Below are 12,303 nucleotides of genomic sequence, written 5' to 3' on the forward strand. Positions count from 1 at the left end.
GGCTGGCATCGCGCAACGGATGGGGAGGCAGGAACGACGGTGGCGGAACGTAGCACGGCTGCCGTCGACGTGGCCGACAACAGCGGTGATGAGCCGCTGGCCGCCAAGGCGGACGAGGCCACGACCGACGGGACGGCAGAAGCCCAGGAATCGGCGGGCACCAGCCCCCAGGACGCAGACGATGAGCGAAGCAGCTCGGAGGCCGCCTCGGCGACCCCTGATCTGCACAGCGGCCACAGACTTGCCCAGCGCTACCGACTGGAAGAGTGCGTCACCCGTCTGGACGGATTCAGCAGCTGGCGTGCTGTCGACGAGAAACTGCGCCGCGCGGTGGGCGTGCATCTGCTCCCCGCGGACCACCCGCGAGCCCGCTCCGTGCTGGCCGCGGCCCGGTCCTCCGCACTGCTCGGCGACCCCCGCTTCGTGCAGGTCCTCGACGCGGTCGAGGAGGACGACCTTGTCTACGTCGTCCATGAATGGCTTCCCGACGCCACCGAGCTCACGGCTCTGCTGGCCTCCGGCCCCATGGACGCTCACGACGCGTACCAGCTGGTCAGCCAGATCTCCCAGGCGATGGCGGCCGCGCACCGCGAGGGCCTCGCGCATCTGAGGCTCACCCCGGGAGCGGTGCTGCGGAGCTCGACCGGTCAGTACCGGATCCGCGGCCTCGCGGTTAACGCCGCCTTGCGCGGCATCACCGCAGAGCGTCCTCAGCGCACGGACACGGAAGCGATCGGCGCCCTGCTCTACGCCGCGCTGACACAACGCTGGCCGTACGAGAACGACGCGTACGGTCTCTCCGGACTGCCCAAGGGCGTGGGGCTGATCGCCCCCGACCAGGTGCGGGCCGGCGTACACCGAGGTCTCTCCGAGCTCGCCATGCGCGCCCTGGCCAACGACGGCGCCACCGCCTCCCGGCAGGAACAGCCGTGCACCACCCCGGACGAGCTCGCCAAGGCCGTCGCGGCGATGCCGCGCATCCGCCCGCCCGAGCCCACGTTCACGGCTCCGCCCGAGTACCAGCGGACGACCTACCAGCAGGGCACCTACGGACGTCCGTCCGTCCGTCCCGGCGCACCCGTGACCAAGCCCGTGCTGGCCGCACCCCCGGCGCCGCTCCAGAGCCGCACCGGCAAGGCCCTCAAGTGGGCCGTGTCCGCATTGCTGATCGCGGCCCTGGGCCTCGGCAGCTGGCAGCTCGCCGAGACGCTGCTCGACAGCGACCCGGGTGACCCCGGCAGCACACAGACCAACCCGGAGAACGGCGACAAGCACGCTCCCGCTCCGACGAAGCCGCTGCGGATCGTCAAAGCGACGGAGTTCATGCCCGGCGGCTCGGGGATAAAGCAGGAGGACGTGCCCTATGCCGTGGACGGCAAGTCGGACACCGCCTGGGTCACCCCTCAGTACAAGGGCTACGCAAATTTCGGCAACCTCGCGAACCGCAAGCAGGGCAGCGGCATAGTCGTTGACCTCGGCAGTGTGCAGAACGTGAGAGGCATCAAAATCGAGATGTACCGCAGCGGTCAGAAGGCCGAAGTGCTGGCCGCCGACAAGAGCGCATCCGCGCCGTCATCCCTATCCGACTTCTCGCAGCCCATCACGAAGCTCGCTACGGCCGGGGACGGCCTGGAGAAGAACCTCGATGAACCGGTGCGGACTCGCTACATCCTGATCCACATCACCGAACTTCCGCCGGATGGGTCAGCGAGCCTCTTCCGCGGCGGCATCTCGGAGATCTCCGTTCTCGGCTGACAGCACAGGCCGGCGGGGACGCATCCTCCCCGTCGGCCTGCTGCGCGAGCAGTAACGAACGACCGCAGCACTCATCGGACCGACCTTCCTCATCTCTCTGACCCCGCTCGCCTGAATCGTGATAGACAGACGGACCTGACGCACAGAGGGAGGGAGGGGAGGTGGCCGCCGAGCCTTTAGAGCCACTCAGCGACTCAGACCTCCTCGCTCGTCACGTAGCCGGTGAGCCGGACGCCTTCGGTGAGCTCGTACGGCGCCACCGCGACCGGCTTTGGGCCGTGGCACTGCGAACGCTGGGAGACCGCGAGGAAGCGGCCGACGCGGTTCAGGACGCCCTGGTCTCCGCCTTCCGGGCCGCTCATACCTTCCGCGGCCAGTCTGCCGTCACCACCTGGCTGCACCGCATCACGGTCAACGCCTGCCTCGACCGGGTCCGCAAGGCGGCGTCACGCAAGACCTCACCCGTCGACGACACCGAGCGACTCGAACAGCTCCTGGAGCCCCACGAGTCCGCCGAGGCACCAGCCGAGCGTCAGGATCTGCACCGCGAACTTCTGGCGGCGCTCGGCACGCTTCCCGCCGAACAACAGGCCGCACTGGTTCTCGTGGACATGCAGGGCTATCCCGTGGCGGAGGCTGCCCGCATCCTCGAGGTGCCGACCGGCACCGTGAAAAGCCGCTGTGCACGGGGCCGAGCCCGGCTGGCCCCCCTCCTAACCCACCTCCGTGGTGAAGTTGGAGAGAGCGGTGAACCAGGCATGGGAAGGAACCGGACGCAGAGGGCATCCGTCCCACCCGCATCGGGGCCAAAGGACGCAGAGACCAGTGATCCCGCTGGAGTGAAGGGCGGAGGTGGGCGCACATGACATCAACGACCGACACGACCCAGCACCCGGACGTCTCGGAGATCTCCGAACTCACCGAAGGGCTGCTCTCGCCATCCCGCACGGCGGAAGTAAGCCGCCACGTGGATGACTGCGCACTCTGTGGCGACGTCCGGTCCGCTCTAGAAGAGATCCGCGGACTACTCGGCACTCTGCTCGCTCCCGTGCGTATGCCCGAGGATGTCGCAAACCGTATCGATGCCGCACTGGCCGCCGAAGCCGATGTTTCACGTGAAACAGAAGCCGCAGAACAGGGTCAGGAAGCGGGAGAGCAAGAGGCGCGGGGCCGGGAAGCGGAGAACAGGGCGGCTCAGTCCAACGTTGCGGACCGTCCCTCAGGGCACCCCAGGGCCACCGGCGGCCCTGGCCGCCGGTCGTCACGGCGCCGCCGCCGCATCGTCCTCGGCACAGCGCTCGGCGCGGCGGCGGTGGGCATGAGCGTCTTCATGCTGCAGATGGTCCAGACGTCCCAGAACTCCTCAGGGTCCAAGGCGGCGGACATGGGTGTCAGTGCCTCGAAGGCGGGAGCGAGCGCATTCTCGGGCACCCCGCTCAGCCAGCGCGTACACAGCCTCCTGAGTAGTGCCGAGGCGTCCCCTCCCAAACACCCCAACGCCGAGAAGCAGGCGCCGTCCGTCGATGTTCAGTCGACCCCGGAGGGCGAGTCCCCTGCCGCCTCAGCCTCCGGCACACCGCTGCGCACACCCGTCGCGCCCATCCCCGCCTGCGTACAGCTGGGCACCGGACGAGAGACTGCCGCACTCGCCGTCGAGGAAGGCACTTACGAGGACACCAACGCCTTCCTCGTCGTTCTGCCGCACGAGACCGACGCCACCCTCGTCCAGGCCTACGTCATCGATGCGAGCTGCGTCCGCACAGACCCCGCAGGCAGGGGCGCTCTTCTCCTGACCCACACCTACGCCCGCCCCTGAGAATGGCACCGGACGCCGCTCCGGCACGTCGGGAATGCATCCCCCGTAGGATCCGTTGGGTGGGGTGAGAGTCGTTGAACCGACCCCAGTAGGCGTGGACAGTAGGCAGTCTGCAGAGACGAGGAAGAAACCCGTGAGCGACGTCCGCAATGTGATCATCATCGGCTCCGGCCCCGCGGGTTACACCGCCGCCCTTTACACCGCGCGTGCGTCGCTGAAGCCTCTGGTCTTCGAGGGCGCCGTCACCGCTGGTGGCGCGCTGATGAACACCACTGACGTGGAGAACTTCCCCGGATTCCAGGACGGGATCATGGGCCCCGAGCTCATGGACAACATGCGCGCCCAGGCGGAGCGCTTCGGCGCCGAGCTCATTCCCGACGATGCGATCGCCGTCGACCTCACCGGAGACATCAAGACCGTCACCGACACGGCAGGCACGGTGCACCGTGCCAAGGCTGTCATCGTCACCACCGGCTCCCAGCACCGCAAGCTCGGTCTGCCCAACGAGGACGCGCTCTCCGGACGCGGCGTCTCCTGGTGCGCGACCTGTGACGGCTTCTTTTTCAAGGACCAGGACATCGCTGTGGTCGGCGGCGGCGACACGGCCATGGAAGAGGCGACGTTCCTCTCCCGCTTCGCCAAGTCGGTCACGATCGTCCACCGCCGCGACTCGCTGCGCGCCTCCAAGGCCATGCAGGAGCGTGCCTTCGCCGACCCAAAGATCAAGTTCGCCTGGGACAGCGAAGTCGCCGGGGTTCACGGCGAGCAGAAGCTCTCCAGTCTGACCCTGCGCAACACCAAGACCGGCGAGACATCCGAGCTTGCAGTGACCGGTCTGTTCATCGCCGTCGGCCATGACCCGCGTACCGAGCTCTTCAAGGGGCAGCTCGACCTGGACGACGAGGGTTACCTCAAGGTCGACGCTCCCTCGACGCGCACCAACCTGACCGGCGTCTTCGGCGCCGGCGATGTCGTCGACCACACGTACCGGCAGGCCATCACCGCTGCCGGCACCGGCTGCTCCGCCGCCCTCGACGCCGAGCGCTTCCTTGCCGTGCTCGCCGACGAAGAGAAGGCCGCTGCGGCAGCCGTCTGATCCACGCCTCTCACCCCACACCCCCCGCGAAGTTAAGGAGGCCGCCGTGGCCGGCGCCCTGAAGAACGTGACTGACGACTCCTTTGACGAGGACGTCCTGAAGAGCGAGAAGCCCGTACTGGTGGACTTCTGGGCAGCCTGGTGCGGCCCGTGCCGCCAGATCGCTCCCTCCCTGGAGGCAATCGCGGCCGAGCACGGCGACAAGATCGAAATCGTCAAGCTCAACATCGACGAGAACCCGGCGACTGCCGCCAAGTACGGCGTGATGTCGATCCCGACGCTGAACGTGTACCAGGGCGGCGAGGTCGCCAAGACCATCGTCGGCGCCAAGCCGAAGGCCGCGATCCTCCGCGACCTCGAAGGCTTCATCGCCGAGTAGGACCACGGTGCGCTGTTTCACGTGAAACGGGTCCATCCCTTGAGGGGATGGACCCGTTTCACGTTCTCCCGAGCTCTCGGATCACAGTGGGCGCAGTGCCGGTTCCTTCTGCACGGCACCCAGCAACCGGTCCAGTGCCAATTCGACGTCTTCCTTCCACGAGAGCGTCGTGCGCAGCTCCAGTCTCAGCCGTGGATTCACCGGATGCGGGCGTACGGTCTTGAAGCCCACCGCCAGCAGATGGTCAGCCGGAAGTACACAGGCCGGCTCCTTCCACCGGGCATCACCGAACGCCTCGATCGCCTTGAACCCTCGTCGCAGCAGGTCCTTGGCGACGGTCTGCACCATGACCCGCCCCAGACCCTGCCCCTGATACCCGGGCATGATCCACGCAGTCATCAACTGCACGGCATCGGGGGACACGGGACTGGTGGGAAAGGCCGTCGAACGCGGAACATACGCCGGTGGCGCATAGAGAACGAAGCCGACCGGCACATCGTCCACATAGACGACCCGGCCACACGATCCCCACTCCAGCAGGACAGCCGAGATCCACGCTTCCTTTTCCAGCTCCGGAGTGCCTGCCTTTACCGCAACTTCCCCACTGACCGGATCAAGCTCCCAGAAGACACACGCGCGGCAGCGCTTGGGGAGATCGGGAAGGTTATCCAGTGTGAGCGGTACGAGCCGCCGTCCCATGAAGGCTGTTCCTCGCTTCCTTCGCCCGCCGCATCACGTGCGGCGGTCAGTGCACTCCGTTCGCGGAGCAGGCCGCCGACAAACCCTCCGACGGCTCCCAAGCCCAGCCCCACTGTCACCAGCCGGCTGCGGCTCACTGATCGCATGGCCCTCCCTCCGCCGAGGTGGATCAAGCTGGATGTGCCATATCAGAACGAATCGTATCCACCCGGAGACGAAGCCGACACCGTGAGAAAGCAAAGGGCGGGCTGTGTTCCGGTAAGTACCCGAACACGGCCCGCCTCACAGCTCACTCGGCGGGTGTCAGCCCTGGCCGTCCTCGCCGTCCTCGGCCGACTCCTCGGAAAGACGCCGCTCCAGCACGCGGCCCTCGCCCGGCGCCAGACTGCCGAGAATGCGGTCCAGATCTTCCATCGAAGCGAACTCGACGACGATCTTTCCCTTCTTGTGCCCGAGGTCGACCTTCACCCTGGTCTCGAAGCGGTCCGAGAGCCGGGAAGCAAGATCGGAGAGAGCTGGAGACAGCCGACCGCCGGCCCGGGGCCCCTTGGCCTTTGGGGTACTGGTGGTCCGGGAACCCATCAGGGTCACGATCTCCTCGACCGCACGCACCGAGAGCCCTTCGGCCACGATGCGATGGGCCAGCCGATCCTGCTCCTCGGAGTCGTCCACGGACAACAGCGCTCGGGCATGACCGGCCGACAGCACCCCGGCAGCGACCCTGCGCTGCACAGGCGGAGAGAGCCGCAGCAGACGCAGCGTGTTCGACACCTGCGGGCGTGACCGCCCGATCCGGTCGGCCAGCTGGTCATGCGTGCACTTGAAGTCCTTGAGTAGCTGGTCGTACGCGGCTGCCTCCTCCAGTGGGTTCAGCTGAGCCCGGTGGAGGTTCTCCAGGAGTGCATCCAGGAGCAGCTTCTCGTCGTCCGTGGCCCGCACGATGGCCGGGATGCGCTCCAGACCCGCCTCACGGCAGGCCCTCCAGCGCCGCTCGCCCATGATGAGCTCGTAGCGCTCCGGTCCCAGCTTCCGCACGACGACAGGCTGGAGGAGACCGACCTCCTTGATGGAGGTGACGAGCTCGGCAAGCGCGTCCTCGTCGAACACCTCACGAGGCTGCCGGGGGTTCGGAGTGATGGAGCCGAGGAGAACCTCGGCGAAGTACGCTCCCGCGGCGTCCGTCGCCTCGGAGGAGGCTTCGGGCTGCGAGATCGGCGCACTCGGCCCCGGTGCAACGGAAGCAGCCGCGAGCGTGGCCACCTTCGCAGCGGCCACTCCTCGCTCGGCCGCCATCACCGGGATCGCGCCCGGTGAGGCCGCGCCCGGCTCGGAGGCTGGTACCTGACGTTCCTGCGGGGCAGCGGGAATCAGTGCGCCGAGCCCACGCCCCAATCCTCTACGACGCTCACTCACTGGATCCCCTCCGAAATGTTCTGCTGGCTGTTCTGGCTGCCTGAGTGGGCGTGCTGGGCCTCGTAGTGCACCCCGACCCCCCGCAGGGCAATCTCACGAGCTGCTTCGAGATACGACAAGGATCCGCTGGAACCCGGGTCGTAGGTCAGCACGGTCTGCCCGTAACTCGGCGCCTCCGAGATTCGTACCGACCGGGGGATGCTTGTGCGCAGCACCTCCTTACCGAAGTGGCTGCGCACCTCCTCCGCCACCTGGGAAGCGAGCCGGGTCCTGCCGTCGTACATGGTGAGAAGGATCGTCGACACATGCAGATCGGGGTTCAGATGTCCCCGGACGAGATCGACGTTCCTCAGCAGCTGTCCCAGTCCTTCCAGCGCGTAGTACTCGCACTGGATGGGGATCAGCACCTCGGCGCCCGCGACCAGGGCGTTGACCGTCAGCAGACCGAGCGAAGGCGGGCAGTCAATAAGGATGTAGTCCAGCGGCTGCTCATACGCCTGGATCGCTCGCTGCAGTCGACTCTCCCGCGCCACCAGCGACACCAGTTCGATCTCCGCACCGGCGAGATCGATGGTGGCGGGGGCGCAGAAGAGACCTTCGACGTCCGGTACGGGCTGCACCACGTCGGAGAGTGGCTTGCTCTCCACCAGAACGTCATAGATAGAGGGAACTTCGGCATGGTGGTCGATACCCAGGGCCGTGGAGGCGTTTCCCTGCGGGTCGAGGTCGACCACCAGAACACGTGCACCGTGGAGTGCAAGCGAGGCGGCAAGGTTCACCGTCGTGGTCGTCTTACCCACTCCGCCCTTCTGGTTGGCCACCACCATGACGCGTGTCTGGTCAGGGCGGGGCAGCCCCTCGCCGGCGCGGCCTAGGGCCTCGACCGCCAGCTGGGCCGCACGACCGATGGGTGTGTCATCCATCGGCGGGGGTGTTTCACGTGAAACACCGTCCCCCGCCGATTCGGTTCGGGGACCGGGGACCGGATCGGTCATCGGTCCCGCGATGTTGGCGTCGGACCGCAAGGATTCACTCTCCTCGACTTCAGGCTCGCAATGAGCAGAGCCTGCCATGCTTTCGGGGTCGTGAACCAGCGAGGCCCGCTCTTCTGTGGATGAATCCACTTCTGTGGACAACTCCGTAGCCCTAGCGGGCCTGCGATGGCGCGGAGCGGCAGCCGCACGGCCGCGGCCGATGATTCCATGCAGCAGAGAGCGACGTTTCACGTGAAACACGATGCCCCTGCAGCCTAGCTACAGGGGCACGACACTCCGCACAGAGTGCGTATGGCTGCTTGTGCGGAGCATTACGGATAGACGGCATGAACTGTACGTAATGACTGATTCCGCAGCGTGACTACGCGGCTCAGCGCCGCCGTCGCGTGCGGCTCGTCCTTGCGGCCTTGGCCCTCTTTGCGGCGAACCTCACACCACCCGGGCTCTCACCGACCACCACGCGCACCACGGTGGACATCGGCTCGACCACGCCCTCCCCGACGTGCAGCACCTCGGTCTCCACCACTCCGAGCTTGCTCAGAGCGGCCCGTGCGCCGTTGATCTCCTCTTCGGCGGTGTCGCCCTTGAGCGCCAGCATTTCCCCGTAGGGACGCAGCAGTGGCACACCCCAGCCGGCGAGTCGATCGAGCGGCGCCACGGCACGAGCCGTGACCACATGGACCGGCTGAAGCGTCCCCAGGACTTCCTCGGCCCGGCCACGGACCACGGTCACATGGTCCAGCCCGAGCAACTCGACGACTTCCTGGAGAAAGTTCGTCCGCCGAAGCAACGGCTCCAGCAAGGTGATCTTCAAGTCGGGACGCACCAACGCCAGTGGAATCCCCGGGAGACCCGCTCCGGAGCCCACGTCGCAGACCGTGACACCTTCGGGCACCACTTCGGAGAGCACCGCGCAGTTCAGCAGATGCCGTTCCCACAGCCGGGGCACTTCGCGGGGGCCGATCAGACCGCGCTTGACCCCGGCATCGGCAAGAAGCTCCGCGTACCGGACAGCCTCCGGGAAGAACTCACCGAAAACTGCCCGCGCCTCTTCAGGCGCCTGGGGAAGCTCTACTTCCGCCGTCACGGGAACCGTCCTTCCATACCGCACTACCGCACTGTGGGTGGCTGACTATCAGGCTGACAAAGATCGGCCCCGCCTGCGAACAGACGGGGCCGACAGAACAAGGGTCCGGTCAGGCCGGGAGAACGACGACGAAGCGCTGCGGCTCCTCGCCCTCCGACTCGCTGCGCAGACCTGCGGCCGCAACCGCATCATGCACAACCTTGCGCTCGAACGGCGTCATCGGGTCCAGCTTCACCGGCTCACCGGTCTTCTTGACCTCGTCCGCGGCCTTGGCACCCAGCTCGGCCAGGACCGCACGCTTCTTGGCCCGGAAGCCTGCGATGTCCAGCATCAGACGGCTGCGGTCACCGGTCTCCCGGTGCACAGCCAGTCGCGTCAGCTCCTGGAGCGCCTCCAGCACCTCACCGTCGCGGCCCACGAGCTTCTGCAGTTCACGTGCCGAGTCGCTGATGATCGAGACCGCGGCCCGGTCCGCCTCGACGTCCATGTCGATGTCACCGTCAAGGTCGGCGATGTCGAGCAGGCCCTCGAGGTAGTCGGCTGCGATCTCCCCTTCCTGCTCGAGGCGGGTCAAGGTGTCGCTGCCCTCAGCGGCCGTGGAGGTGGTGCCTTCCGTCACGGATGGACTCCTTCTTACTTCTTGGACGGGTGCTTGGGCCGCTGCGGGCCCCTGCGCTGTCCGGACTTGGCTTGGCGTGAGGAGCCGGACGCGGGCTTGCCCGCCGGCTTCGGCTTGTCGTCCTGCGGTGCGTCCTGCTTCTGCAGCGAGGTCTTGGCCTCCGACTCGGTGGAGTCGGTCTCCTTCGCCGCGCCGGGCTGAGCGGCACCGGCCTGAGTCGTACCGCTCTGACGCTTCGCCTTGGTCTGGCGCTTGGGCTGCTGGCGCTTCTGTGCGGATCCACCCTCGGCCTCGGCAAGAGCGGTATCGCTCTTCGTCACCGTGCCGTCCTCCTGGGCGGCAAGGCCGAGCTTGGCCAGCCCGGTGATGAACTTCCGCTCGATGTCATTGCGGTCCGGGCCCTTGGCCACGATCCGCTTGATCGTGTTGCGCCTGGTCCGGCCGCGCACCTCTTCATGAGCGGTGACGCTCTTCAGCAGACGTTCCAGGTAGTGGTTCTGCGCCTTGCTACCCGGGGTCGGGTTCTGGTTGATCACGTACATCTGCTGACCCATGGTCCAGACGTTCGTGGTCAGCCAGTAGACGAGGACACCGACAGGGAAGTTGATGCCCATGACGGCGAAGATCAGCGGGAAGATGTACATCAGCATCTTCTGCTGCTGCATGTACGGCGTCTTGACCGTCAGGTCGACGTTCTTCGTCATCAGCTGGCGCTGGGTGAAGAACTGCGACGCCGACATCATGACGATCATGACCGCGGTGACGACCCGGACATCGGTCAGCGAGGCACCGAGCGCCTGGACCGTCGCTTCGCTGTCCATGAACTTGGCAGCGAGCGGAGCACCGAAGATGTGCGCCTGACGGGCGCTGTCGAGCAGCGGCTGGTCGATGACACCGATCGTCTTGCCCGAGGCGATGGCCGAGAGCACGTGATACAGGGCGAAGAAGAACGGCGACTGCGCCAGGATGGGAAGGCACGAGGAGAGCGGGTTGGTACCCGTCTCCTTGTACAGCTTCATCATCTCTTCGGACTGACGCTGCTTGTCGCTCTTGTAGCGCTCCTGGATCGCCTTCATCTTCGGCTGGAGCACCTGCATGTTCCGGGTCGACTTGATCTGCTTAACGAAAAGCGGGATCAGGCAGATCCGGATCAGTACCACCAGGGACACGATGGACAGGCCCCAGGCCCAGCCCGTGTCATCGCCGAAGATCGCTCCGTACAGCGTGTGGAACTGGACGATGACCCACGAAACGGGGTAAGTGATAAAGCTGAACAGACTGGCAATCGTGTCCACTAATCAGGCTCCTTGAGCATTGGGCGAAGTCTCTGCGGCCGGGCTCGGGGATTCGGAGACCGTCCCCCCAAGAGGCACATCAGTGGCGGAGTCCCCGCCCTTGCTGCCACGTAGTGCATTACGCAGCAGTTCGTGCCAACGCGGACGTTTGCGTGGCGGAACATGGTCCACGCCGCCGGGTGACCACGGATTGCACCGCAGGATGCGCCATGCGGTCAGCGCGGTTCCCTTGATCGCTCCGTGCCGGTCGATCGCCGTATATCCATAGTGGGAACACGACGGGTAGTAACGGCAGACAGGCCCGAGGAGTGGGCTGATCGTCCACTGGTACAGCTTGATCAGAGCCAGCAGCGGGTACTTCATCGCGCGCCCCCTCCCAGCAGCCGCTGAAGGGCGGCGTCCAGGTCTCGGGCCAGCTGTTCATGGTCGGCGTCGCCCGATCCGGGCAGCGCTCGTACGACAACCAGGCTACCGGGGGGCAGCATGGCCAGACGATCGCGGACCAGATGGCGAAGCCTTCGCTTCACGGCTGTGCGTACGACCGCGCCACCCACGGCTTTGCTGACAACGAAACCCGCACGCGGCGGGGGAGCACTCTCCCCAGTCACGTGCGGGTCCGTTGCACCGCTGCGTAGATGGACGACGAGTAGCGGGCGTCCGGCCCGGCGTCCTCGACGTACTGCGGTCGCGAAGTCCTCGCGCCGCCTCAGCCGATTCTCGGTAGGCAGCACGTCATGACCTGTACGCGATCAGGCGGACAGATTGGCGCGACCCTTGCCACGGCGGGACGCGAGAATCGCGCGGCCGGCACGGGTGCGCATACGCAGCCGGAAGCCGTGGGTCTTCGCGCGACGACGGTTGTTCGGCTGGAAGGTGCGCTTGCTCACTCGGGGGCTCCAGAAATGATTGTGTGTTGGCGGGACATCGCCTGGCTGTCACCGTGCGCCCACGAGAGACTCGCGTAAACGCCCTAGTGCACCGCTTCACAATCACAGATCGTGATCTTTGCCCATCGGAGGCAGGCGGCAGCAGCCATCGACAACTCGACCTGGTCACGGTACGCGCGGCTACGCCATCCGGTCAAACCCGCCCCGCGGCGACCCGCGCTGTACACAGCCTGTGGACAACGACTTGAACCTCCCGGGTCGG

At 66.5% G+C, this 12,303-nt stretch carries 14 protein-coding genes; 5 read left to right on the forward strand and 9 right to left on the reverse strand.

Going from position 1 to position 12,303, the window contains the following annotated elements:
- The first annotated feature begins 39 nt into the window (after positions 1 to 39).
- The 5 genes from OH809_RS21425 to trxA all read left to right on the forward strand — a co-directional run bounded on the left by OH809_RS21425 (position 40) and on the right by trxA (position 5,046).
- Entirely contained in the window at positions 40 to 1,755 is a 1,716-nt protein-coding gene (locus tag OH809_RS21425) for a protein kinase family protein (RefSeq protein ID WP_406420854.1), read from the forward strand.
- 161 nt (positions 1,756 to 1,916) lie between these two features.
- Complete coding sequence (gene sigM / locus OH809_RS21430) at positions 1,917 to 2,621, forward strand: RNA polymerase sigma factor SigM (RefSeq protein ID WP_406420853.1); 705 nt, start codon at positions 1,917 to 1,919, stop codon at positions 2,619 to 2,621.
- The gene (locus OH809_RS21435; protein WP_406420852.1) at positions 2,618 to 3,571 is read left to right on the forward strand and encodes a hypothetical protein; all 954 of its coding nucleotides are present in this window, start codon (positions 2,618 to 2,620) and stop codon (positions 3,569 to 3,571) included. Before sigM ends, OH809_RS21435 begins: the two co-directional genes overlap by 4 nt.
- Before the next feature lie 133 nt (positions 3,572 to 3,704).
- On the forward strand, positions 3,705 to 4,667 hold the full coding sequence (trxB, locus tag OH809_RS21440) for a thioredoxin-disulfide reductase (RefSeq protein ID WP_406420851.1): 963 nt from the start codon (positions 3,705 to 3,707) through the stop codon (positions 4,665 to 4,667).
- Positions 4,668 to 4,713: 46 nt separating this feature from the next.
- On the forward strand, positions 4,714 to 5,046 hold the full coding sequence (gene trxA / locus OH809_RS21445; protein ID WP_030930508.1) for a thioredoxin: 333 nt from the start codon (positions 4,714 to 4,716) through the stop codon (positions 5,044 to 5,046).
- 81 nt (positions 5,047 to 5,127) lie between these two features.
- On the opposite strand, the gene OH809_RS21450 is transcribed toward trxA, so the two are convergent.
- The 9 genes from OH809_RS21450 to rpmH form a co-directional block, all read right to left on the reverse strand.
- Positions 5,128 to 5,745: a GNAT family N-acetyltransferase gene (locus OH809_RS21450; RefSeq protein ID WP_406420850.1), complete on the reverse strand. Its 618-nt coding sequence runs from the start codon at positions 5,743 to 5,745 to the stop codon at positions 5,128 to 5,130.
- A gap of 303 nt (positions 5,746 to 6,048) precedes the next feature.
- Entirely contained in the window at positions 6,049 to 7,158 is a 1,110-nt protein-coding gene (locus OH809_RS21455) for a ParB/RepB/Spo0J family partition protein (protein ID WP_406420849.1), read from the reverse strand.
- Positions 7,155 to 8,231: a ParA family protein gene (locus OH809_RS21460; RefSeq protein ID WP_078840446.1), complete on the reverse strand. Its 1,077-nt coding sequence runs from the start codon at positions 8,229 to 8,231 to the stop codon at positions 7,155 to 7,157. The genes OH809_RS21455 and OH809_RS21460 overlap by 4 nt, the downstream gene beginning before the upstream one ends.
- 292 nt (positions 8,232 to 8,523) lie before the next feature.
- Positions 8,524 to 9,240, reverse strand: a complete 717-nt coding sequence (rsmG, locus tag OH809_RS21465) for a 16S rRNA (guanine(527)-N(7))-methyltransferase RsmG (protein ID WP_376338997.1) — start codon at positions 9,238 to 9,240, stop codon at positions 8,524 to 8,526.
- A gap of 109 nt (positions 9,241 to 9,349) precedes the next feature.
- The gene (locus tag OH809_RS21470) at positions 9,350 to 9,859 is read right to left on the reverse strand and encodes a R3H domain-containing nucleic acid-binding protein (protein ID WP_030930494.1); all 510 of its coding nucleotides are present in this window, start codon (positions 9,857 to 9,859) and stop codon (positions 9,350 to 9,352) included.
- A 14-nt stretch (positions 9,860 to 9,873) separates the two neighbouring features.
- On the reverse strand, positions 9,874 to 11,154 hold the full coding sequence (gene yidC, locus OH809_RS21475) for a membrane protein insertase YidC (RefSeq protein WP_406420848.1): 1,281 nt from the start codon (positions 11,152 to 11,154) through the stop codon (positions 9,874 to 9,876).
- A gap of 3 nt (positions 11,155 to 11,157) precedes the next feature.
- Positions 11,158 to 11,517: a membrane protein insertion efficiency factor YidD gene (gene yidD, locus OH809_RS21480; RefSeq protein ID WP_406420847.1), complete on the reverse strand. Its 360-nt coding sequence runs from the start codon at positions 11,515 to 11,517 to the stop codon at positions 11,158 to 11,160.
- On the reverse strand, positions 11,514 to 11,885 hold the full coding sequence (gene rnpA / locus OH809_RS21485; protein WP_078840444.1) for a ribonuclease P protein component: 372 nt from the start codon (positions 11,883 to 11,885) through the stop codon (positions 11,514 to 11,516). The genes yidD and rnpA overlap by 4 nt, the downstream gene beginning before the upstream one ends.
- A gap of 18 nt (positions 11,886 to 11,903) precedes the next feature.
- Positions 11,904 to 12,041, reverse strand: coding sequence for a 50S ribosomal protein L34 (gene rpmH, locus OH809_RS21490; protein ID WP_030930485.1), 138 nt, complete (start codon positions 12,039 to 12,041; stop codon positions 11,904 to 11,906).
- Between the last annotated feature and the right edge of the window lie 262 nt (positions 12,042 to 12,303).

Origin of the sequence: Streptomyces sp. NBC_00873 (genome assembly GCF_045207415.1) — a bacterium.
Lineage (GTDB): Bacteria > Actinomycetota > Actinomycetes > Streptomycetales > Streptomycetaceae > Streptomyces.